22 protein-coding genes are annotated in these 24028 nt (G+C 52.8%); 15 read left to right on the top strand and 7 right to left on the bottom strand.

The annotated features are described in order from the left end of the window. Positions 1 to 162 precede the first annotated feature (162 nt). The 3 genes from NF347_RS05930 (at position 163) to prmA (ending at position 1882) form a co-directional block, all read left to right on the top strand. Positions 163 to 501 carry a phage holin family protein gene (locus tag NF347_RS05930; RefSeq protein ID WP_107034826.1) on the top strand — a complete coding sequence of 113 codons (339 nt, stop codon included), beginning with the start codon at positions 163 to 165 and terminating at the stop codon, positions 499 to 501. 15 nt (positions 502 to 516) lie between these two features. Beyond that, on the top strand, positions 517 to 801 hold the full coding sequence (locus NF347_RS05925; RefSeq protein WP_107034825.1) for a hypothetical protein: 285 nt from the start codon (positions 517 to 519) through the stop codon (positions 799 to 801). A 232-nt stretch (positions 802 to 1033) separates the two neighbouring features. Next, positions 1034 to 1882, top strand: a complete 849-nt coding sequence (gene prmA, locus NF347_RS05920; protein WP_107034824.1) for a 50S ribosomal protein L11 methyltransferase — start codon at positions 1034 to 1036, stop codon at positions 1880 to 1882. Between the two features lie 47 nt (positions 1883 to 1929). Here the strand turns inward: prmA and NF347_RS05915 are convergent, their stop codons facing one another. Then, entirely contained in the window at positions 1930 to 2919 is a 990-nt protein-coding gene (locus NF347_RS05915) for a hypothetical protein (RefSeq protein WP_133165458.1), read from the bottom strand. A 129-nt stretch (positions 2920 to 3048) separates the two neighbouring features. Here NF347_RS05915 and pyrE point away from each other — a divergent pair, with 129 nt between their 5' ends. From pyrE to radC, 7 genes are all read left to right on the top strand, one after another. Next, a complete protein-coding gene (gene pyrE / locus NF347_RS05910; protein WP_107034822.1) occupies positions 3049 to 3687 on the top strand; it encodes an orotate phosphoribosyltransferase in 639 nt (212 codons plus the stop codon). 90 nt (positions 3688 to 3777) lie between these two features. Further along, the gene (locus NF347_RS05905; protein WP_107034821.1) at positions 3778 to 4197 is read left to right on the top strand and encodes an SRPBCC family protein; all 420 of its coding nucleotides are present in this window, start codon (positions 3778 to 3780) and stop codon (positions 4195 to 4197) included. After that, positions 4194 to 4685 (top strand): hypothetical protein, encoded by a 492-nt coding sequence (locus tag NF347_RS05900; protein WP_107034820.1) that lies wholly within the window; start codon positions 4194 to 4196, stop codon positions 4683 to 4685. The genes NF347_RS05905 and NF347_RS05900 overlap by 4 nt, the downstream gene beginning before the upstream one ends. A gap of 41 nt (positions 4686 to 4726) precedes the next feature. Next, complete coding sequence (locus NF347_RS05895) at positions 4727 to 7060, top strand: ATP-dependent helicase (RefSeq protein ID WP_370691565.1); 2334 nt, start codon at positions 4727 to 4729, stop codon at positions 7058 to 7060. A 6-nt stretch (positions 7061 to 7066) separates the two neighbouring features. Next, positions 7067 to 8200: a carboxynorspermidine decarboxylase gene (gene nspC, locus NF347_RS05890; RefSeq protein WP_107034818.1), complete on the top strand. Its 1134-nt coding sequence runs from the start codon at positions 7067 to 7069 to the stop codon at positions 8198 to 8200. A gap of 7 nt (positions 8201 to 8207) precedes the next feature. Beyond that, a complete protein-coding gene (locus NF347_RS05885) occupies positions 8208 to 9218 on the top strand; it encodes a glycosyltransferase (RefSeq protein WP_107034817.1) in 1011 nt (336 codons plus the stop codon). After that, positions 9215 to 9934 carry a RadC family protein gene (radC, locus tag NF347_RS05880; RefSeq protein WP_107034816.1) on the top strand — a complete coding sequence of 240 codons (720 nt, stop codon included), beginning with the start codon at positions 9215 to 9217 and terminating at the stop codon, positions 9932 to 9934. The genes NF347_RS05885 and radC overlap by 4 nt, the downstream gene beginning before the upstream one ends. 9 nt (positions 9935 to 9943) lie before the next feature. On the opposite strand, the gene trxB is transcribed toward radC, so the two are convergent. From trxB to NF347_RS05850, 6 genes are all read right to left on the bottom strand, one after another. After that, entirely contained in the window at positions 9944 to 10888 is a 945-nt protein-coding gene (trxB, locus tag NF347_RS05875) for a thioredoxin-disulfide reductase (RefSeq protein WP_107034815.1), read from the bottom strand. 27 nt (positions 10889 to 10915) lie between these two features. Continuing rightward, complete coding sequence (locus NF347_RS05870; RefSeq protein ID WP_161553798.1) at positions 10916 to 11530, bottom strand: LolA family protein; 615 nt, start codon at positions 11528 to 11530, stop codon at positions 10916 to 10918. Between the two features lie 28 nt (positions 11531 to 11558). Continuing rightward, the gene (locus NF347_RS05865; RefSeq protein ID WP_306254334.1) at positions 11559 to 14534 is read right to left on the bottom strand and encodes an FtsK/SpoIIIE family DNA translocase; all 2976 of its coding nucleotides are present in this window, start codon (positions 14532 to 14534) and stop codon (positions 11559 to 11561) included. A gap of 30 nt (positions 14535 to 14564) precedes the next feature. Then, entirely contained in the window at positions 14565 to 15218 is a 654-nt protein-coding gene (rpe, locus tag NF347_RS05860) for a ribulose-phosphate 3-epimerase (protein ID WP_107681944.1), read from the bottom strand. Next, on the bottom strand, positions 15215 to 15802 hold the full coding sequence (locus tag NF347_RS05855; RefSeq protein ID WP_107681945.1) for a DedA family protein: 588 nt from the start codon (positions 15800 to 15802) through the stop codon (positions 15215 to 15217). The genes rpe and NF347_RS05855 overlap by 4 nt, the downstream gene beginning before the upstream one ends. 509 nt (positions 15803 to 16311) lie before the next feature. Continuing rightward, positions 16312 to 16917, bottom strand: coding sequence for a YqgE/AlgH family protein (locus NF347_RS05850; protein ID WP_107681714.1), 606 nt, complete (start codon positions 16915 to 16917; stop codon positions 16312 to 16314). 188 nt (positions 16918 to 17105) lie between these two features. Between NF347_RS05850 and NF347_RS05845 the strand changes: the two genes are divergently transcribed. From NF347_RS05845 to NF347_RS05825, 5 genes are all read left to right on the top strand, one after another. Beyond that, positions 17106 to 18611 (top strand): 4Fe-4S binding protein, encoded by a 1506-nt coding sequence (locus tag NF347_RS05845; RefSeq protein WP_306254333.1) that lies wholly within the window; start codon positions 17106 to 17108, stop codon positions 18609 to 18611. Positions 18612 to 18617: 6 nt separating this feature from the next. Beyond that, complete coding sequence (locus NF347_RS05840; protein ID WP_107034809.1) at positions 18618 to 19997, top strand: aldo/keto reductase; 1380 nt, start codon at positions 18618 to 18620, stop codon at positions 19995 to 19997. A gap of 173 nt (positions 19998 to 20170) precedes the next feature. Beyond that, positions 20171 to 20779, top strand: a complete 609-nt coding sequence (locus NF347_RS05835) for a C40 family peptidase (RefSeq protein WP_107681716.1) — start codon at positions 20171 to 20173, stop codon at positions 20777 to 20779. Positions 20780 to 20912: 133 nt separating this feature from the next. After that, positions 20913 to 22463, top strand: a complete 1551-nt coding sequence (gene dnaB / locus NF347_RS05830; protein ID WP_107681717.1) for a replicative DNA helicase — start codon at positions 20913 to 20915, stop codon at positions 22461 to 22463. 146 nt (positions 22464 to 22609) lie between these two features. Further along, entirely contained in the window at positions 22610 to 23674 is a 1065-nt protein-coding gene (locus NF347_RS05825; protein WP_107034806.1) for a leucine-rich repeat domain-containing protein, read from the top strand. Positions 23675 to 24028 lie beyond the last annotated feature (354 nt).

Here is a 24028-nt window from a genome sequence, read left to right as displayed (position 1 = left end):
TATGCCATATAAGCCGGCTGCCGGGACGTCAGATCGTTCCGGCTGTCGGCCTGGCTGCATGACCGGTGGTCAGGAGTCCGTTACTTTGAACAGACACTATTGAGCGTGCTTGGACAACAAAAGCTCAAACATGCTTCTAATTATTTTCATGAAAGCCAATTAATGAACGAATCAGACAACAATTACAACCGACTGTGGCAACAGGCCAAATCTCTTTTCGTCAACGGGCTTGAATATGCCAAGCTGACTGCTGCCGAGAAGCTGACCATGCTTATAACCGGACTGGCTGTTGCGGCCGGAGCTTTTGTGCTCGGCATCATATTCTTATTTTTCCTGACGATCGCTATAGCCCACTGGATTGCCCCCTCTATCGGGCTTGGCTGGGCCTACGCACTTATGGGGGTGTTCTACCTGGCGTTGGTGGTGTTGCTGATTGTCTTGTGCAAGCCTTTGATCATGAATCCAGTAGCGCGTTTTATATCCCGACTGTTTCTAAAATAAACTGTAATCGCCATCATGGAAAAAAACACAATCGATGCCCACAAGCAGTCGACCGATCCCAAGCCTTGGAAGGGCTATACAATCGACGAACTGCGTTATCAGCAAGCTTATACGGCTGTCAGAATGCAGATCGACCGTCAGAAACTTATGTCGACCGCATCGCAGATGAAGGGGGGTATGTCGACGTTCAAAGGTGCAGGTCTTATCGGACGTCTGCTGAGCAATCTGTCATATATCGATTATGCCTTTATGGCTTTCAGGATCGGACGTCAGGTGTTCAGGCTGTTTCGCCGCCGCTGAATATGCCGGCCTGTATTGACCCACCGGCAGTTGATCATTATGCTATGTGACTCGCAAGAATCAGCTACGAGGTTTGTTTAGATTTGTCCGAATTGTTTTTGCTTGAAGAAGATAAGACATGTCTGAACATTAAAGTGGAAAATGCCGGATGAAGTCCCCAAAAACGTCCGCCGCAGCGAGCCACGGGTTACTGACGAATTAGATAATATAAACTGGTTTTTGAGAGTTATTCATGAATGATTATGTTGAAGTGAAAGTGGAGATCACTCCGTTTTCAGAAGATTTTTCCGACATTCTTGCCGCAGAATTGGCAGAGGTCGGCTATGAAAGTTTTGTCACCGACAGCGAAGGACTGACCGCATACGTTAGAAACGAATCTTATGACCGTGTTGCGCTTGATGGCATATTGTCGCGGTGGCCTTATCCGTGTCGTCTGCAGTTGCGCGAGGCATTGACCATCGAAGGGCGCGACTGGAATCATGAGTGGGAAAAGAATTATTTCAAACCTATCGTAATCGGCGACGAGTGTGTGGTGCATAGTTCGTTTCATACCGATTATCCGACCTGTCGCTATGATATTGCCATAGATCCAAAGATGGCCTTCGGGACCGGACATCATGCCACGACTTCACTGATCGTCACTCGGCTCCTCACGATGCCGGTCGACGGCCTTAAGGTGGTGGATATGGGCACCGGCACAGGTATTCTTGCCATACTCTCGCGTATGCGTGGAGCAGGATATGTTGTGGCGGTGGAGATAGATCCGATGGCTTGCGAAAACACCCGCGAGAATGTGCTCCTTAACGGCTGCGGCGATATTGATGTGCGTCTTGGCGACGTGACGTCCATAAGCGATGTCGTTGACGCCGACATATTGCTGGCCAATATCAACCGCAATATAATCACGGCCGATATGCCGGCATACGCCGCGGTGGTCAAGAGCGGCGGTCAGTTTGTGTTCAGCGGATTCTACGAGGCCGATGTTCCGGTCGTGGAGGAAGCGGCTTCACGATGCGGGCTGAAGTTGGCCGATGTGACCTCGCACGACGGATGGGCGAGCGTCCGCTTTGTCAAGGAGTGACTCTCGCCGGAGCGGTGTGGTCAGAGATATAGTATACGTTGCGGCTGTCAGTTTCCGAACGACAGGGATGTGTAGAATCTCGATGATCCGCCGTATGATTCGCCTCTGCCGAATTGAAGCCGTATGTAGCCGTTGCCGTTGATAAACCACGTGGCCATATACCCTCCGTTGGGGTAGGTCATTGTGGCAGGCGGGCCGTAGGCGCGCACAAGATCGCGATAAACATAGTTGTATCGCGACGGGTCATATACCGAGGTGCTGTAGAAAAATTCTGATCCTGTCAGACCACCCGGTCCGTAGAAAAGTGTAGCGTCAGGCCACAGATAGTTGAGCTGTGTGACGTTTCTGAGATATACCATGTCATTGCCGTATCCGTCGACTGTGTATCCGTTTCCATACAGATGGTCGAGGCTGAGGGCAAATGATGTTCCGAATGTAATGCCGAGCACCGTACGTATGGCAGGGTATCGTCCGGCCGGATGCCAGTGGGGCGGAGGCGTCGGCCGCCGGTATGGACGCATCATAGGCCTGTACGGTCTGTGGGGAGGACGCAGTGTCGGAGGCCGGTGTGCGGGGCCATGTGAGGGTCTATGGCCGACCCCCGGTGCAGGGCGATGGTTGTGACCCGGTGCAGGGCGATGCGGGTTACCCGGACGTAATCCGTTTCCCGGACGGTTGTTTCCCGGACGGTGCCCATTATTTGGAGCCGGATGATATTTGTCATTTCCGGGACGATTGCCCGGACGCTGATGCGAGGGAGTGTTGCCGGGGCGTTTGTCATTGTCTGGGCGTTGTCCCGCAGCCGGCTTATGTGAGGTGTTGCCCGGGCGGCGGTATGATGATCCCTGTCCCTCTTTTGTGGGGCGGCTGTTGCGCCCGGGGCGTGTCGTCTTGTCGCTCCGATGTCTGTCGCGTTGTCGGCTGTGCTCGGTTTTCTCTCTTTTGTCGGTTCCGTTGTGACGCTGTGCCTCAGCCGTCGACGTGGATAACAACGCTGCAAGAACCGTTATGGCGATGATGCGGATTAAATGTTTCATGTCGGTGTGTGTTGTGGATGTGACATTTTTTTTGATTAATGCAAAACTATAAAAAAGTTGCATTGTTGAGAGTGTTTTCGTAACTTTGTGTGCGGAAAAGTTCCAAAAAAACATAAATATAATAAAACAATGAAATCGCTTGAAAGTCTTTTAGCTGAAAAGCTCCTTAAAATCAGCGCCATAAAACTGCAGCCCGAAATTCCATTCACATGGGCTTCAGGATGGAACTCACCCATCTACACTGACAATCGCAAGACTCTCTCATATCCCGAAGTGCGCAGCTTCATCAAAATAGAGATGTGCCGGCTTATACTCGAGAATTTCGAGAAACCCGATGCAATAGCCGGAGTTGCTACCGGCGCAATAGCTATGGGCGCTCTCGTGGCCGACGCTCTCGGACTGCCATATGTTTATGTGCGCTCGTCGCCCAAGGATCACGGCCTGGAAAATCTGATAGAAGGCAACCTCACTCCCGGTCAGCGTGTAGTGGTGATAGAGGATCTTATCTCTACAGGCGGCAGCAGCCTGAAGGCGGTGGAGGCTATCCGTCAGGCCGGTTGCGAGGTCGTAGGAATGGCGGCCATCTTTACGTATGGTTTCCCGCTTGCTATCAAACGTTTCAAGGATGCCGGAGTGGAATTGCTCACTCTGAGCAACTACAACGCGATGCTGGAGGCAGCCCTCGATACACAGTATATCCGCGAGGAGGATCTCGATACGCTCAAGGAATGGCGTAAGGATCCGGCCAACTGGGCGCCCGTGCGTTGAACCCGCTTCCACCTCATGAAGATATCATGCCGTTTGGCTCGCAAAGCCAAACGGCTTTGTAATGAATAAAGCTACAATTAGTGATCAAACATGGCTACTTATAAAAGCAAACCTGTCAGCATTGGCCGTCCGATAGAGGATGTGTATGCACGCATCGCCGATATCGCGGCCTATCAGAAACATATCGACGCCCTGCCCGATGAGGCGCGCCAGAAGATAGGCGACGTGGAGTTTACCGATGATTCGATATCTATACACGCCGCTCCGGTGGGACAACTCAAGTTTGTTGTCAAAGAGCGTGTCGCACCGTCTAAAGTCACCCTTGAAGCCGCCCAGTCGCCCGTGCCGCTGAAACTTATCGTTGCGCTTGAGCCAGATGGTGATTCTTCCACAACCGCCACAAGCATTATCGATGTGGAGATTCCGGCGATGCTACGGCCGCTCATAGGAGGTAAACTGCAGGAGGCGTCCGACAAGTTTGGCGAACTATTACAAACATTTTTCGCTTGAAAAGCCGACAAATATTTGCCGTAGGTCTCTTACTGGCCGTGATCTGGTCAACGTCATGCGATTCGGTTGACGACGACCGAATTCCTCCGGCTCCCGTCAGAATTGACTTCGCCGGTCAGGGCGAATGGGATGTCTATGGGGTCGGTGGGGCATTGCAGTGGCGGGAATTTATCAAGCCGCAGCTGATTCCCTCCGGATTTCCTTATTCCGATGCCTCGCAGACAGGATTTGCCGGAGTGGTGCTTGTAGGTGATTTTGTTGGAGACCCTCAGGCCTACGACCTTTCCTGTCCGGTGGAGGTGAAGCGCGACGTGCGCATTTCGATTGATCCCGATCAGGCTGTGGCGCGATGCGCTGTGTGCGGCAGCACATACGACGTATTCCGTCAGGGAGCTCCGCTTTCGGGCAAGGCCGCCGAAAAGGGATATGCGATGAGAAAATACCGTGTGGGGATAAAGACCGACGGATCGCGGTGGATCGGCAACTGATCTCCCCTCTTATGCTTAACACACTCAATACGTAGAAATTGGTGACGGAAGATTATCTTCAGCAACTCAACGGTCAGCAACGTGCCGCCGTGGAGTATGTCGACGGTCCGAGCCTTGTGATTGCAGGTGCGGGATCGGGAAAGACACGCGTGCTGACCTACAAGATCGTACATCTTCTAAGATGCGGGTACGAACCATGGCGCATACTGGCGCTTACATTTACCAACAAGGCAGCGCGTGAAATGCGCGAGCGTATCGAGGCACTGGTAGGGACAGAAGTGGCGTCGAGGCTGTGGATGGGAACATTCCACTCGATTTTCGCGCGTATATTGCGCGCCAATGCCGACCGGATCGGATTCAAGAGCAGTTTCACAATATATGATTCGGCCGACTCAAAATCGCTTGTAAAGACTATCGTCAAGGACCTGGCGCTTGACGAAAAGATATACAAACCATCGTCGGTCATATCGGCGATCTCCACGGCTAAAAACGCTCTTATCTCCCCGGAGAAATATGCAGCCGACCGTGAGATTATGCGGGCTGATGCCGATGCGCGCCGTCCGCGTATTCATGAAATCTACAGGATATACCGCGACCGGTGCTTTACGGCCGGAGCCATGGATTTCGATGACCTGCTGTATTACACCAATGTGTTGCTGCGCGACAATCCCGACGTGCTGCGTCATTATCAGGAGTTTTTCCGCTACGTGCTCGTCGACGAGTATCAGGACACCAACTTCGCACAGCATCTGATAGTGGCCAGAATCTGCGAAGAGCATCATCAGCTTTGCGTCGTGGGCGATGACGCGCAGAGCATCTATTCCTTCCGGGGAGCTAATATCCGCAACATCCTTTCCATGCGCGACACCTATCCGGGCATGAAGCTGTTCAAGCTCGAACGCAACTATCGCTCCACACAGAATATAATCAATGCTGCCAATTCACTGATCGAGAAAAACACCGAGCAGATACGCAAGGAAGTGTACTCCGAAAACAAGCCGGGCGACCGCATAGAGGTGGTGTCGAGCTATAGCGATCTCGATGAGAGCGCCATCGTGGCCAACCGCATATCGCAGGTGAGAATGCTGACGCATGATTCATACGATGAGTTTGCGATACTCTACCGCACGAACGCACAGAGCCGCATACTGGAGGAGTCGTTGCGTAAACGCAATATCCCTTACCGCATCTACGGAGGTCTTTCGTTTTATCAGCGCAAGGAGGTAAAAGATGCGGTGGCTTATTTCCGGCTTGCGGTCAATCCTGACGATGACGAGGCGCTGCGTCGTGTGATAAACTTCCCTGCGCGGGGCATCGGCGAAACCACCGTCAACAAGGTTGCACGCACGGCCATGGATTGCGGGGTGAGCATGATGGCTGTATTGCATGATCCCGACGGATTCGGGCTGGAAGTGCATTCTGGCACGCGCCGTAAACTTGCGGCGTTCGCATCCATGGTCGACCGGTTTGCTGCTCAGGTGGCCTCGGGCGACGATGCTTTGGCCGTCGCATCGGAGATCATACGCGCCACAGGTCTGCTTTCAATGCTTATCACCGACCGCACTCCGGAGAGTATCTCAAAACAGGAAAATCTTAATGAACTTCTCGCGGGAGTAAAGGAATTTACCGAAATGCGACGTGAGGAGGGCGAGGCCGATCTTGGTCTGGCAGCATTCCTCGGACAGATATCTCTTGCCACTGATCAGGACTCGGATGATGCTACCGAGGAACGGGTGACTCTTATGACCGTTCATGCCGCAAAAGGGTTGGAATTCAACAATGTGTTTATCGTCGGTGTGGAGGAGGATCTTTTTCCGTCGTCGATGGCTCAAGGTTCGCAGAGCGAGATTGAGGAGGAACGCCGACTGCTGTATGTAGCTATCACCCGCGCGCGTAGTTTCTGCATGATGTCGTTCGCATCCAACCGCTACCGAAACGGGCAGCCGGCCATGTGCTCGCCGTCGCGTTTCCTCCACGATATCGACCCGTGTTATCTCGACATGAAAGCCGGAGCGACAATAGGCGCACCGCGTTCGAGGCGTCCGTCCTACTCCGATTATATGGCTGCAGCCCGTCAGGTACGTTATCCGGCGCGTCAGGCTCAGGTCTCACAGCCGACGGCATCATCTGTTCATCGCAATCCGGTACCTGTATCAGCCTCTGCAGCAAAGGGCGAAACTTCGTTTGCAACCATGCCGGGCGCTGACGGATCACGGCTGAAGGCCGGAATGGTGATAGAGCACAATCGCTTCGGACGCGGCACCATTGTTGAGGTCGACACCTCGCAGCCCGACCATCGTATTAAGGTGGTGTTTGATAATTCGGGCGAAAAACTGTTGTTGCTGAAATTTGCAAAATTCATAATCATTGACTGACTCTGTATGATCACACCTCAAAACATCCCCACGCCGGTTTACCTTGTATATGAAGATCGTCTGCGGCGCAATCTGGAGCTTATAAGCCGCGTCAGCCGCGACTCGGGCGCAAGGATCATTATGGCTTTCAAGGCCAATGCCTTGTGGCGCACATTTCCGATCATAAGGGAATACGTCAGTGATTTCACGGCGTCGTCGCTCAACGAGCTTCAGCTCGGCAATACCACGCTGGGAGGGCAGGCTCATGTTTATTGTCCGGCATATACCGATCAGACAATCGGCCGTTTTCTTCACGGAGCATCCCATATCACGTTCAACTCTCTCCATCAGTTCGAGCGGTTCGGCAATATGGCACTGGCCGCCGGAGTGTCGCCAGGATTGAGAGTCAATCCGCAGTGTTCGGTTATTGATACCGACATCTACAATCCGGCTTTGCCCGGATCACGGTTCGGAGTGGTGGCCGACGTGATAGGCAGGAGACTGCCATCTGGAGTGGAGGGACTTCACTTCCATGCCCTGTGTGAATCGACATCTTTTGATCTGCAACGAGTACTTGAGGCATTTGAAAGTCAGTTCGGACATCTGCTGACGCAGGTGAAATGGGTCAATATGGGAGGCGGACATCTGATGACGCGTGAAGGCTACGACACGGACCATCTTGTGAGGCTGCTGCGTGATTTCCGTTCGCGCTATCCATGGCTTGAGGTCATTCTGGAGCCTGGCAGCGCATTCACATGGCGCACCGGCGATCTGATCACATCGGTGGTCGATGTAGTGGAGAACCAGGGGATCAGGACGGCCATTATCGACGCCTCGTTTGCCTGTCACATGCCTGATTGTCTGGAGATGCCCTACAAGCCGACAATCAGCGAGAGCGTGGAGTCGGCGCCCGGATTGCCTCAATACCGTATAGGTGGCAATTCATGCCTGAGCGGCGATTTTATGGCCGACTGGACATTTGCCGGGCCATTGCTCCCCGGCCAGCGTCTGACCTTCGAGGATATGAACCATTATACTACCGTCAAGACCACAATGTTCAATGGCCTCCAGCATCCCGATATAGCTTTGTGCAGAGCCGACGGCAGCATTGAATACCTGCGTAAATTCACGTTTGACGATTATAAATCACGCATGAGCTGACAGCACGATGAACCATAATCCTGTTTATTCCGTAATAGTGCCGGTATATAACCGACCCGATGAGGTGGCTGACCTGTTGAGGAGTCTGTCGGAGCAGACTTGTCGCGATTTCGAGGTGATTCTGGTAGAGGACGGATCCACTGTGCCCTCAGCGGCGGCAGTCGAACGCTATGCGCCGGAACTCCCCTCGATAAGCTATTATCAGAAGTCAAACGAGGGACGCTCCATAGCACGCAACTATGGCATAGAGCGTTCAAAAGGGTCATGGCTGATATTCTTCGACAGCGACTGTGTGATACCGCCTGGATATTTTGCTACTCTGGCTGAAGCTCTGAAAGATATGCCGCTTGATTGTTTCGGCGGTCCCGACGCTGCCGACGATTCGTTCAGCGACACACAGAAGGCCATTAATTTCGCGATGACATCTTTTCTCACCACCGGAGGTATCCGTGGAGGGAAAGTGAGTCTGGAGAAATTTACTCCACGCTCTTTCAATATGGGATATACCCGTGAGGTCTACGACAGAGTCGGTGGATTCAGGGAGATGTTCTCGGAAGATATCGATATGAGCATGCGCATCAGGCAGGCCGGTTTCCGCATAGGACTCGTCCGTCAGGCATCGGTTTTCCATAAGCGCCGTGTGTCGTTCGGTAAATTTCTCCGTCAGGTCTACGTGTTCGGTATGTCGAGAATCACGCTCAAGCTCCTTTATCCTTCGTCGCTCAAGGCGGTGCATACTCTTCCTGCCTTGGCTGTAGTAGCCGGTGTGGTGTGCTGCGTGCTTGCTGCGGCAGTGAGTCCCTGGTGGCTGTTGCCGATAGGCGTCTATCTGCTGGCTGTATTGTCGGCGGCTTTGTGGCAGTCGCGCAGCATCAAGGTGGCTCTGCTTGCTGTGCCAGCGAGCGTCATACAGATAGGAGGATACGGATGCGGATTCATCCGTGCATGGTTCACCAAGATATTCCTCCGCCGTGGACGCAATGTCGACGAGGAGATAAGACTGCGTAAAGGACGATGACAGGCTACAGCGAAAATCCTCCTTCAGGGTCGTCGCGTCGTATCGCCGATCTTAGCGATGATGACCGCCCGCGCGAGAAAGCGCTGGCTCATGGCATACGCTCTCTCAGCAATGCCGAATTGCTCGCCATAATTTTCGGAGGAGGGTTGCCGGGGAAATCGGTGGTGGAGATGAGCCGCGAGATACTGTCGGCTTGCGACAACAAGCTTGTCAGTCTGGCGCGTATGCCCATACAGGCGGTGGCTCGTTCGTTCCGTGGTATTGGTCCGGCCAAGGCTATAGCGCTGGCTGCTGCGTTTGAGCTCGGATCGCGCTGTCGCGACGAAGAGCGCAGCCGCGATGTGACGGTGCGCTCTTCCGATGATGCGTTCAATTATATCCGTGGCCGGCTTGAGAATCTCGACCATGAGGAGTTTTGGGTGATGGTGCTCAGTCGCGCCAACCGTATACTCTCGGCCGAGCTTGTGAGCCGTGGAGGCACTGCGGCCACAGTAGTTGACGTGAAAATCGTCGTAAAGACCGCTGTCGACCGTTTGGCGGCAGGTATCATACTTGTACACAATCATCCGTCGGGCAATCGTATGCCGAGCGTTCAGGACGATGCCCTGACGTCGCGTATCAAGGATGCGTCCGCACTGTTCGACATCCGTGTGCTCGACCATCTTATTGTGGCCGGCAACGAATATTTCTCTTATGCCGACAACGGCAAGATCTGACAGGGCTGATCAGCCCCCCTGTTCCGTCAGATATCGTTCGGCGTCGAGAGCCGCTTTGCATCCGCTTCCGGCCGCCGTTATGGCCTGACGGTAATTCGGGTCGGCTACGTCGCCTGCGGCAAACACTCCTGCCACATTTGTCCGGGTCGACTGACCTTCGGTCTTGATATATCCGGCCTCGTCAAGCTCTATCCACGGGCGGAATATGTCGGTGGCGGGTTTGTGCCCGATAGCGAGGAAGAAACCGTCGACAGGCAGATTGTAGACGCGTTCCTTGTCGGTAGAGGCAAATTCGACGAGCTGCGCGCCCTCCAGATAGTCGTCGCCGTAAAGGCCGATAGTATTGGTATTGAAAAGCACGGTTATATTGGCTTTCTCCTCTACTCGGCGCTGCATCACTTTTGAGGCCCTGAGGTAATCCTTGCGTACGATAAGGAATACTTCCGAAGCGATGTTTGACAGATACAGAGCCTCTTCGCAGGCAGTATCGCCGCCTCCCACTACAGCCACACGTTTGCGGCGATAGAAGAAACCATCGCATGTGGCGCAGGCTGAAACGCCCATTCCCTTGTAGCGTTCCTCGTCGGGAAGACCGAGATAACGGGCCGTGGCTCCGGTGGAAATGATCACGGTGTCAGCCGTGATCTCCGTGTTGTCGTCGGCTATGGCACGCAGCGGATGCTGGCTGAAATCTACACTTGTAATGATACCCTGGCGTATATCGGCGCCGAAACGGGCCGCCTGTTTCTCCAGATCGGCCATAAGCTGCGTGCCGGTCACTCCTTCATGGTAGCCGGGGAAATTCTCTACCTCTGTGGTGATCGTAAGTTGTCCGCCGGGCTGGTGGCCAGCATATACCAGCGGCTTCATATTGGCTCTCGAGGTGTATATGGCGGCTGTGAATCCGGCCGGTCCGGAGCCGATTATAAGGCATTTGGTGTGAATCTGGTTCATGTCTATTGTTGTGGCTTATGTTGTGATTTATCTGAGATCGTTGATTGTGGCGCCGGGATAATGCGCCTTGTCAAATGTGAAAGTGGAGGAGGGGAGTGCTCCGCCGGTTGAAATTGCCTCTATGCTGACGGCCACTTTCTGTCCCGAGGCGTATGTCAGATCTATGCTGACCGGTAGCGTGGTTCTGGCGTTGAGTGTGACTTCGGCCGATATGATCTCGGCATCGGATCGGCGCGCTTTCATGCTTATGCGGCGTGTATCGCCTGCCGCCGATGTGATGCTTGAGTTGTAGGCCGATGTGAAAGCCTCTATGACTGATAGCGGATTGCTTTCGGCAAGTTCGCCTGCAGTCGGTTCGGTCACGGTCACCTCTCCGGTCGATGCCGAATAGGTCCATTGTGTGCGTCCGTCAAACCATGTGGCATATCCGGGTGATTCGATTCTGAACCGTCGGCCGGACATGATGATCCGTGCCTGTGTGGAATGTCCGTCGGAATTTATGGCGCATGTGGCGCTTACCGATTTGGCATTCCGCAGTTTGTCGGCTGCCTGACGCAACAGCCCGTCGGCCTGTGGATTGGCGGCATTGACTGTGGTGATGCTCAGCAGAGCGGCTATCAGGGATAATAATACTTTGTGCATGATATGTATAAACGTTTTCGGTCGGCTGTTAGTTGATGGCATTGAGCTGAAGATAGTTCTCAAAAGCCATTATATCCATCAGCACCGGACGAGGTTTTCCTCCCTGCGCAGGGCCAACGACTCCGGCTGCTTCAAGCTGATCCATGATGCGGCCGGCGCGTCCGAAGCCTATGGCAAGCTTGCGCTGCAGATTGGTTGTGGAGCCCGACTGTGTTTCCACCACCATCATGCCGGCTTCCTTGAACATCGGATCGCGTTCGCCAAGCTGTGCGCCGGTGCGTGCCGGGCCTTCTGCGGTCGGAGGTACGAATTCCGGCAACTGGTAGGGCTCGCAATAACCTATCTGGTCGGAAATGGAGTCGCAGATGGCTTTTACCTCGTCAGTATCGATAAACGCACACTGCACGCGGTCGATGACGCCGTTGCATGAGAACAGCATGTCCCCCTTGCCTATAAGCTGGTTTGCCCCGACCTGATCAAGGATGGTGCGGGAGTCCACACCCTGATTCACGCGGAAAGCTATTCGTCCTGGGATGTTGGTCTTGATCGCACCGGTGATGACTGTCACCGACGGACGCTGCGTGGCGATGATAAGATGTATGCCTGCGGCTCTGGCCACGGCGGCCAGACGCGACACCGGATTTTCCACCTCTTTGCCTGCTGTGAGGATGATGTCGGCAAATTCGTCGATGATGAGCACTATATAAGGCATGAATTTGTGCTCGTTTGGATTAAGGCGTCGTGCGATGAATTTTTCGTTATACTCCTTGATGTTGCGCACTCCGGCCTTCTCAAGAAGATCAAGACGCTTACCCATCTCTATACACAATGAGTTGAGCACTGTGACAACTTTCGATGTGTCGGTGATGATCGCATCTTCTCCGGGAAGTGCCGCAAGGTAATGGCGCTCGAGCTTACGATAAAGGCTCAGTTCAACGCGTTTGGGGTCGATGAGCACGAATTTCAGTTCGGCCGGATGCTTCTTGTAGAGCAATGAAGCTATTATCGTGTTCAGTCCTACGGATTTGCCCATGCCGGTGGCGCCGGCCACGAGCAGATGCGGCAACTTGGCCAGATCGGTCACATACACGTCGTTGGTGATAGTGCTGCCCATAGCGATCGGAAGCTCTGCTTTTGACGACTGGAAGGCCTCCGACGACAGAATACTGCGTATGCTGACTATCTGCGGGTCTTTGTTAGGCACCTCGATTCCTATGGTGCCTTTGCCCGGAACCGGAGCGATGATTCTGATTCCAAGTGCGGCCAGACTGAGCTGCAGATCCTCGCCGAGGGTCTTTACCGAACGTGTTCGGGTGCCCGCTTCGGGAATAATTTCATATCGGGTGATCGTCGGTCCGACGGTCGCCTCGATCTGTGAGATTTTAACGCCAAAGGTATTTAGTGTCTGTGTGAGTCGTTCCTTGTTCTCTTCCTGTTCCTCCAGATCCACATGGTCAGTGCGCTGCGCACGTTTTTCCAGCAGGTCTATTGAGGGGAAGCGGAAGTGTGACAGTTCGGCGGTGGGATCGTACGGTTCGTTTGAAATGTGGCGCGCTTCTGCGACGGCCTGAGGTGTGTTGACGACAAGATTGACAGCCGAGGCTGTTTCATCTTCGGCTTCAGTGACGTCTGGAATTTCAGCCAGATCTACGTCTGGCTGTGGCAGTTCGTCAGGCTGTATGGCAGCCGGAGCGGTCGGCGGTGTGATATTGTGATCCTCGGAAGCCGGAGCGGCAGATGCCGTTACAGGCGCGACGGCTTTGTTGTCATTGTCATTAGTGTAATGATCAGCTGTTTCCGACGATACAGGCGCTGACGTCATTGAGGCGGCAGGCATTGTTTCTGCCGGGCAGGCGACAGGCGATGGGTCGGCGACGGGTGTGGTATTGACTGTCTCATGCCAATTCGCAGCCGCTGTGGCCGACGCTGATGCAGCGTCTGTCGCCATGGTGGTGTTGTCGTCGGCTATTGTGTCGATATCGGTCAGTTCGGCCTGTTCGTAGCGTTTTTCAGTATCAGGTGTATACGTCGGCACTTCGTGATGATGCTGCGCCGGCTGATGTTCAGTCATTGTTTCTGCTGCCCGGTCTGCGGGTGTCGCAGATTCGGTTTTGTTGTCTGACGAAGATTTGTCCGATGTATTGTTGTCGGCTGTAGCCACCTCGTCATCGGTCATCATCGCTTCCATCTGTCGCCGGCGTGCTTCAGCGGCAGCTCGTTCGCGTGCTATACGCTCGCGATGTTTTTTCACTCTGTTGCGATAGGCTTCGTAGGCTGTCTGCAGTTCGCGCAGGAATACCAAGGCCACTGCTGCGACAAGAAGCATATTGACTCCTATCGCTCCCCACCATCCGGTATTGGTGATAAGAAACTCATTGACCAGATGACCGTGATTGCCACCCCAGAAGTTGTGCGACGTCATGGTGTATGTGACGAAACCGGTAAGTATCGACAGGGTGATGGATGTCAGCAGACATTTATAGGTAAGATCCCAGAATTTCATGCGTCGGAGTCCGACAAGCGATATTCCGAGAGCCCCGACATAAAATATCAATATGAACGATCCTATGCCGAGCCACTGCGATAGCAATATGTCGGCAAGAAATGCTCCGAGAGGACCGCCGGTATTGCTGACCGCTTCGGGTGTGGATGATATGCGGGCGAACTGACGCCCCTGCACGATGCTCTGGTCGTCGGCTCCGGCTGAAAAGTAGGAAACGCATACGATGAGCATATATGCTGCAAACACTATGAGCGTTATGCCGGCAAAAAGCTTCCAGCGACGGCGGGTCGACACATTGTCGGCCGTCGGCTTCTTTGTCGGTGCGGCCGGTGTGGCCGATGGTCTGGCCTGTCGTGCGGCGGCAGGATTCTGGCGTATTTTGGTTTCGGACTGTGTCGCGTTGTTGCGCTGTGCAGACGGTTCCGGTGTGCGTTGGCCGTAGCCTCCAGAGGTGAGTGATGAAGGATCGTAGCTGTCGGCTGAAATTTCAAATGATTCCATTGAAGACGTGTGTGTTGATCGTGTTGTGTATTATAATTGCCTTAAGGAGGCTATCGTGGCTTCGGGATCATCGGCGCCGAATACAAAGCTGCCTGCTACAAGTATGTCGGCGCCGGCATCGGCAAGAAGTTTTCCTGTCTGCATATTGACGCCGCCATCCACTTCTATGCGTGTGGCAAGTCCCAGTGAGTCGATGAGACCGCGCATTCTCCTTACTTTGGGAAGGGCAAGGTCGATGAATTTCTGCCCTCCGAATCCGGGGTTTACGCTCATTATGAGCACCAGATCAAGCTCAGGCAATATGTCGTCAAGCATCATTGTCGGTGTAGCGGGATTCAAAGCTACCCCGGCTTTCATCCCGGCATCCTTTATCTGCTGCACTACGCGGTGAAGATGTGGACAGGCTTCCTGATGGACTGTCATGAGATCCACTCCGCAGTCGCGTACCTGATTTACGTAATTCTGCGGGTTTACGATCATCAGATGGGCGTCGAGCGGTTTCCGCGCATTGCGGCCAATGGCCTTTATTACCGGGAAGCCGTAGGAAATATTGGGCACGAAGACTCCGTCCATGACGTCAAGGTGCATCCATGATGCCTCCGAGCGGTTGACCATCTCTACGTCGCGGTCGAGATTGCCGAAATCGGCTGAAAGCATTGACGGCGCTATTTCTATCATTTTCAAGAATTTTTTTGAGGTTTGAAGGCGTTCCAGACTATGATGGCCACACAGGCCAATCCTATGCCGATACCGACCCATGTGAGATATACGTTGTATTGTTCCACCTTTTCGAAGAGGGCGTCGCGCGGCACGATCTGTCCGAGCCACCATCCGAGTGCCGCGAGGATAATGTTCCATACTCCGGCACCAAGCGATGTGTAGAGCATAAAACGGAATATGTTCATCCGTGAAAGACCGGCCGGTATGCTTATGAGCTGGCGTACAGCCGGAATCAGACGCCCTACGAATGTCGATACGGCTCCGTGATTGTCGAAGTAGTGTTCGGCATGTTCTACTTTTTCGCGGTTTATAAGGCATGCATGACCCAGTCGTGAGTCGGCGAAACGATACACTATAGGACGTCCGATCCAGAGCGACAGGCCATAGTTGATGAGAGCGCCTATCAATGCTCCCAGAGTGGCGAGCAATACCACCGCCACAATGTTGACTTCATGTGAAGTGGCGGCAAGATAAGCGGCGGGGGGAACAATCACTTCCGACGGAAACGGGATGAAAGAACTTTCCACAACCATAAGGCCGACTACCATCAGATATATGGCTATGGGTGTGGCTGTGAAAAAACTGTCGAGTATAGCTTGCGGATTGAACAGTGCAAGGGTGATCATGTCGGGTAACATTTGCTGTAATTATCGTTGTTTTTTGAGAGTACAAAATTACAATATCCCTCCGTCAATAGCAAATTTTTCATATGCTCTGCTCCTGCCGATGACGTGCTGGTGGCGACGGTGATGTGGGCGTCGGAATACTGCGCGAAATTACAATGTAGATGACGCAGAAAACGCTACAACGACGTTTTTTGAACAGCCGTTAGAGTGTGTTTACTTTTGACTCATGTTAGGATTTCGAGAGTGTTTTCGAGTCAATTTTCAGTTTTTGTGAAGGAGTTATGGGGTTTCATAATGACTGAACAAAAGCTTAAAATTGGTCGAAAAGAGCTATAAAGATTTCATCAAGTTAAAAGTAAACACACTCGTAATCTTTCCCGCAAAATAAAATGTAAATGTGGAGGGCTTGATTTGGGTCAGAATGACAGTGATCAGTTGGCGTGAGGATTCTGCGGATGATAAAGCCAGCCCCTGAACCGGCTGTCCATAGACCGTACCGTACGGTGCCAATAGGAATCGCCATGTCCTTTCAGCAAACGTTCGGCCGACTTGAATCCGCTGACAGCCCATACATTGCTTTGGATCTCATCTTCGAGCTGGCGCGCGCTCCAACCGCTGTAGCCGATAAAAAATCTGATTTTGCCTTCGGTAGGATAGCCGGCGTTGATATACTGACGCATACAGTCGAAATCACCGCCGATATACATTCCCGAACCGATTTCCTGCGACTGCGGGATTATGTCGCCGAGTGTGTGCATGAAAAACAATCGGTTGGCGCCGACCGGGCCGCCGCAAAACACCGGTGTGTCATGCGCACTGTCAATGCCGTCGATCAGATCCGAAAGACGGTGTCGTGTGATGTGGTTGAGCACGACACCCATTGAGCTGCTGTCGGATGCATGGTCTACGATGTATATGACTGAATGGGCAAAGCACTCCTCTTTCAGAAACGGCTCGGCGACGAGCAGAGTCCCGGCGGCGGCATCTATGGTTGCCGGTATGTCGATATTGAATAATATGCGTTCGAAATCTATCATCCTTCGGGCGATAAATGAAATTCTTCCACAAGATACGCATATTTTTTGAGTGATTGCAATTAATCAGCGCTATTGATTTGTACTGTTAGTGTTTATTAACATTGAGCTGTGTTGTATGCCATCTGAAAAAACACTACATTTGCATGTGTAAGAAGTTCATCTTATGCTTAAATTTTGAACACTCACTTATGCTTAGGAAAATACGTATTGTAGTAGCTGTCGCAGTTTTGATATGTGTCACGGCTCTGTTTATAGACTTTACCGGATTTGCTGTGCGGTGGTGGAGCTGGCTCGCGGGTATGCAGTTTGTTCCGGCTGTGATGGCTCTGAATGTCATAGCGCTTGCCGTATTGCTGCTGATCACAGTGGTGATGGGGCGTGTGTATTGTTCGGTGATATGTCCGCTCGGAATAATTCAGGATTGCATCAACTGGATGCGTTCCCACGTCGGGCCGCGGCGCAGCCGGCGAAATCGTTTCAGATACACGAAGGCGCTCACAGTGGCGCGTATGGGAGTGTTTGTGCTGTTCGCCCTGCTTATTGCTACAGGTTTTACCTATCTGGCTGGATTGCTTGATCCGTATAGCGGATATGGACGAATCGCGTCGGCGTTGATAGCTCCGGTCTATGACGGTGTCAACAATGTGCTTGCCGCAGAGGCCGAGGGTCACGGATCGTATGCTTTCTACAGGGTGGATAGCGTGCCTGTTATGTGGCCGGTCATGATAGTCGCCTTCCTGACGCTTGCTGTGGTAGGATTGATGTCATGGTTCGGAGGCCGGCGTTATTGCAATACGATATGTCCGGTGGGTACGATCCTTGGATGCCTCTCCAAACTATCTCTGCTAAGACCTGTCATCGACACGTCGAAGTGTAACGGATGCCGCAGCTGCGAGCGCAACTGCAAGGCTTCCTGTATCGATGCATCGTCGCATAGTGTGGACTATTCGCGATGCGTGGCGTGCATGGATTGTATTGACAATTGCCGTCAGGGAGCGATCAGTTATACCTTCCGCAATTTTAAGCGTGATGTTGCCGAAGTGACGCAACCTCCGGTCGACACAACGAGGCGCACGTTTCTGACGGCAGGAGCGGTGATCGCCGGTGCGGCTGCTGCCAATGCCGCCGTGGGTAAGCTGCACGACGGTGGTCTGGCGCCTATCGTGCCGAAAACCGTACCGATCCGCAAAGGGCGTATCGTGCCGCCCGGAGCTGTAAGCGTGGCCAATCTCCAACGCCGGTGTACGGCCTGCCAAGCTTGTATATCCAACTGTCCCAACGGGGTGTTGCGTCCCTCTATGGATTTGGCGTCGCTTCTTCAGCCTGAGGTCGGCTACGAGCATGGATACTGCCGGCCTGAATGCACGCGTTGCAGCGAAGTGTGTCCTGCGGGAGCTATATTAAAGATCGATGAGGCTGAAAAGTCGGCGATACACATCGGATATGCCCATATCGATTACGAGAAGTGTCTGTCGGTATCTGAAGGTGTCAATTGCGGCAAATGCTCCCGTAAATGTCCCGCCGGGGCGATCGAGATGGCGGCGGTTGATCCGTCCGATGCCGACGGATCGCGCCTTATGCCGGTAGTCAACGAATCGCGCTGTATCGGATGTGGTGCTTGCGAGAATCTTTGCCCGGTTTCTCCTGCCAGCGCCATAGTGGTGTCGGGTTATGAAATACATAGAATAGATTGATGAGCGATGAAACACGATAAAAATATATCACGACGCGGTTTTCTCAAGTTTATGGGAGCCGGGGCTGCGCTTTCGGTTGTCGGATGCAATGGGCGTGGAAGTGCAGATTCTGTTGCATCCGACGCGGTTGATCCAGGTGATATGACTTACCGTATGACTCCGTCAACAGGCGATCGGGTGTCGATACTTGGTTACGGATGTATGCGTCTGCCGACAGTGAAAGATGCCGACGGGCAGGATGTAATTGATCAGGAAGAGGTCAACCGGTCGGTCGACGAAGCCCTGAAGGGTGGCGTCAATTATTTCGATACGTCGCCTGCTTATTGCAAGGGGTTCAGTGAGCGTGCCATGGGCATAGCCCTGAGTCGCCATCCCCGACAGTCATATTTTATAGCCACCAAGCTTTCGAATTTCAATCCTTCGACATGGCCGCGGGAGAAATCGATAGAAATGTATCGCAATTCCCTCCGTGAGTTGCGCACCGATTATATCGACTATATGCTGCTGCACGCCGTCGGGCAGGGTGGTATGGAAAATCTCCACGGGCGCTATCTCGACAACGGTATGCTTGATTTCCTCATGGCTGAGCGAGAGGCCGGACGAATACGCAATCTTGGATTCTCATATCATGGCGATGTCGAGGTGTTTGACTATTTGCTTGCCAACCACGACCGTTATCGGTGGGATTTCGTGCAGATACAGCTGAATTATATCGACTGGAATCATGCCAAGGAGGTGAACGAACGCAATACGAATGCCGAATATCTTTATGGCGAATTGCGTAAACGCGGCATTCCGGCAGTGATCATGGAGCCGTTGCTCGGAGGCCGTCTGGCGAGCGTCAACAACAATCTGACAGCACGGATGAAACAGCGCCGGCCAGCCGACAGCGTTGCCTCATGGGCCTTCAGATATGCCGGCTCCTTTGAAGGAGTGCTGACAGTGCTCAGCGGCATGACCTACAGGGAACATCTGCGTGACAACCTGCGCACATATTCTCCGTTGCAGCCTTTGACTGACGATGAACTTGCTTTCCTTGACATGGCAGCCAGAATCATACTTTCATATCCTACCGTGGGCTGTACGGACTGTAAGTATTGTATGCCATGTCCTTATGGCATAGATATTCCTTCGATATTCAGACACTACAACCGGTGTGTAAACGAGGGAGAAGTGCCGTCGAGATCGGTCGATCCTGATTATGAACGCGCCCGAAAAGCGTTTCTTGTCGGCTACGACCGGAGTGTGCCGCGTTTGCGTCAGGCCGAACGGTGTATCGGGTGTGGTGAGTGTGTCCCGCATTGTCCGCAAGGTATTAAAATACCCGATCAGCTTGCCCGTATCGACGCTATAGTGGAGAAACTAAAGCGCGGTCTGCCGGTCTGATATGGACGGGTTACGGCTGATACTGTGATCCGGGAATGGTATGTCTGTTAAATTTATGCGTTATCTTTATCAAAATATCACATTTATTAACATAAATATTTGGTAATTTTGCAACGTGAAATTGACAGCGGCAGGCTTAGGCCTGTCAGACCAATCATTATTCATTCAGATTTATGATCCGCACAGCAGTCATCATATTACTGACAACCATCATCTCCGTCCCCGTCTGGGCAAGCCGTCCGGCCGCTCCAGTCAGCGAACTGATGCTTCCCATTAAGGTCGAGACTCCACGCACTGGCGTCTTCTCGCTCATCCCTCCGATCGAATCGACTCTTACATCGTCGCGCAAGATCGCTTCAGAAGGGGAGTCGACACTCTACCGGCTGATGCAGGCTGAAATGGTGGAATATGCCAAGCGCTATCTTGGCTGCCGTTACCGCCGGGGATCAAAAGGGCCGAAAGCTTTCGACTGCTCCGGATTTACAAGCCATGTCTACGGAAAGTTTGGTTTCTCGCTCGGCAGGGCATCGCGGCTTCAGGGTACGCAGGGTACTAAAATATCTCTTGAAGATGCTAAGGTCGGCGATCTGATATTTTTCAGTGGTCGTCGCGTGAGTAAGTCGACGATAGGTCATGTAGGCATGGTTATAGATGTCGATCCGGCCAAAGGTACTCTGAAGTTTATCCATGCATCGTGCAGTCAGGGAGTGGTGGTCACCAATTATCCCGACGGCGGATATTATAGCCGGCGTTTCATTTCGGTAAGACGTGTCATAGAGTGACGCTTCGCCACGGGCTGAACCATGCCGTTTCAATCTGCTGTTTCCTGGGTGTGGAAAACTTTGTCGATATAATGTTGACAGCTTTTGGTGTCGTCGTGCCATAGAGTCGGCGACAGTTTTGTAACTTTGCACCATGGAAACAAAGCGTAGCAACAATTATACCCCACGTGCAAAAAACGATGCCGATCTCGGAGGTAGAGTCCCTCCGCGCGATCTGGATGTGGAGCAGGCCGTGCTTGGCGCTCTGATGCTTGAAAAAGACGCCTATTCGGTGGTCTGCGACCTTCTGAAGCCCGAATCTTTCTACGATCCGGTCAACTCTATGGTCTATGCGGCTATACAGCAGCTCGGCGCCGCTCAGAAACCGATCGACATGCTTACGGTCACGGAGCAGTTGCGTCTTGACGGCAATCTGGAAAAGATCGGTGGTCCGGTAGTGGTTTCTGAACTCACATCAAGGGTGCTCTCCGGAGCTAATGTCGAATATCATGCCCGCATTGTCGCGCAGAAATATCTTGCCAGAGAGCTTATCTCGTTCTCGTCCGACATAAGCACCAAGGCATTTGATGAGGTACACGATGTCGACGATCTGCTGCAGGAGGCCGAAGGACGTCTGTTTGAGATCTCGCAGCGCAATGTAAAGAAGGATGTAACGCAGATCAATCCCGTCATAGAGCAGGCCATCAAGCAGATTCAGGCTGCCGCCAACCGTGCTTCTGGACTGAGTGGCCTTGAATCAGGTTTTCACGAACTCGATAAACTCACCTCGGGATGGCAAAGCTCGGATCTTATTATCATTGCCGCGCGACCGGCTATGGGCAAAACGGCATTCGTGCTTTCGATGGCAAAGAATATGGCTGTGAACTATGAGATCCCTGTAGCTATATTCTCGCTTGAGATGTCCAACGTGCAGCTTGTCAACCGTCTGATCAGTAATGTCTGTGAGCTTGGCGGCGAAAAGATCAAGAGCGGTCAGCTGTCGCCAATGGAATGGGATCAGCTGATGAGCCGCGTCAAGGAGTTGCAGGATGCGCGGCTGTATATTGACGATACACCCTCACTGTCGATCCTTGAGCTGCGTACCAAGGCGCGCCGATTGGTCAGGGAACATCAGGTGAGATTTATAATCATCGACTATCTGCAGCTTATGAATGCCACCGGCATGAAATTCGGCAGCCGTGAGCAGGAGGTGTCGATGATATCTCGATCGCTCAAACAGTTGGCCAAAGAACTGGATATTCCTATAGTGGCGCTGTCGCAGCTCAACCGTTCGGTGGAAACCCGCGGAAAGGATGGCGACCGCGACAGCAAGCGCCCGCAGCTCTCCGACCTGCGTGAATCAGGAGCCATAGAGCAGGACGCCGATATCGTGTGTTTTATTCACCGCCCGGAGTATTATCTGCGTTCGGATACCGATATGGAGGGACGCAACATACGCGGACTTGCTGAATTTATCGTCGCCAAGCATCGTAGCGGCCGTGTCGATGACGTCAAGATGCGGTTTCGCAAGGAGTTTGCAAGATTTGAGAACTGGGAAGACGGCCCGATGGTATCGGCGGTGTCTGTCGGCTCAAAGATGAATGCGTCGGGCGACGATGGCGGCATGTCGTCATCGGCAGGGGCTACATTCTCGGGTGGTTCGGCCGATTTTCTTGGAGCTACTGACGAGCCGACTCCGTTTTAGAGAGTGTTCCGACAAGGTTGGATATGGCCCGACCATGGTTGTCTGAAAAAATCGGGGATTTTTTTCATAGTCTGATCAAGCGAAAAAACTTTTTCGATTGGAGTGTGTTAAGATTATAAAAACTAACACAATTCATTAAAAGTAATATGAAAAAGTTTCTATTGATCACAGCTGTCCTGCTTGGGTGTTCGACGGTGTTCGCACAGAATCTCGACAAAAACGAGGCCAAGCAGATTTCGGCCTTTTTGGCCCAGACATCGGAAAACGGTACGACAAATGCTCAGGTTCTTAAGGTAGCCAATCCGTCGCAGCTCAGCGGTGGAGTGGAGGGACTTACTGTCGTCGGCGGACATGTCACAGCGATCGAGTGGAAGGACAAGCACCTTGCCGGACAACTCTCGCTCAACAATTTCAAATCACTGACTAAAGTCGATGTGTCGCGCAACAAGCTTACGTCCGTTGCCGTAGTCAACGCTCCGGCGCTCACCGAGCTCAATGCGAGCCGCAATGTGCTGACTGCGGCTGATATGCAACAGTGTCCTGTGCTCCAGAAGGTGACCCTCTACAAAAACCGTCTGTCGGACAACGTCAACTTCGATGGCGTGCCGTCGCTCAAGAACCTGAATGTTTCCAACAATCTGTTTGTGGAACTGAACGTTTCCAATGTATCCGAACTTCAGACGCTCAACTGTCAGGGCAACCATCTTGAAGCACTCAACGTTTCGGGATGCACGAAGCTCAAGAACCTTTATTGCGGCTACAACAAGCTGACAAGCCTGAATCTTGCCGGTGTGGAAAGCCTGCAGAATCTTAACGTCGATGACAATCAGATAAATACAATGATTGTCAGCGGACTGCCTTCGCTCTCCACGCTGATCTGCTCCGACAACAACATGGTGACGCTCGGCCTTCGCGACTGCAAAAACCTGCTTGACCTGGTATGTTCCTACAATGATCTGACCACTCTGGATGTCAGCAACTGTCCGAACCTGCTCTTTGTCGACTGTTCCTATAACGATCTGACGAGTCTCAATCTCTCGAATCAGACCTTCCTGCAGCGTCTGCTTTGCAACAACAATCAGATTTCGACGCTCGACGTTTCGTTTGATCAGGCTCTTGTCTACATCAATTGCCGCTATAACCAGATCATAGACTTCCGTACTATCGGATGCTCCAACTTGAGAATGGTTGCATGTCAGTGGAACTACTGATGCTCTGAATGAAAGAACGGCTGTCATGGCGCATGGCGTTCCAGAAGCGCAGCCGAAATGATAGAAAAGGTCGTGGCCTTGCGCTGCGGCCTTTTCTGTTTTTAATGCTTTCGTATTGCGCAGTATGGGTGTGATGGTGATGCAGCCGCCGTTGTTGTGGATAGCGGCATATATCAGATCGTTGTAGATGCGCACGCGCCCCGGAGCAGGCTTGAACAGGATCCGGTTGCGCAGGGTATTGGTGCGCGACAGCAGCGGCCCGCGCTGTCCGTCGGCTCCGGAGAGAGCCTGCTGACGCCACGTCGACGGCCACGCCTGTAGGTTATCATCCAGAAAGCCACCCCGGGCGAAATT

This window comes from Paramuribaculum intestinale (assembly GCF_030759015.1).
Taxonomy (GTDB): Bacteria; Bacteroidota; Bacteroidia; order Bacteroidales; family Muribaculaceae; genus Paramuribaculum; species Paramuribaculum intestinale.
Note: the sequence above shows the minus strand (reverse complement) of the source record. Positions and strands in the feature narration are given on the sequence as shown.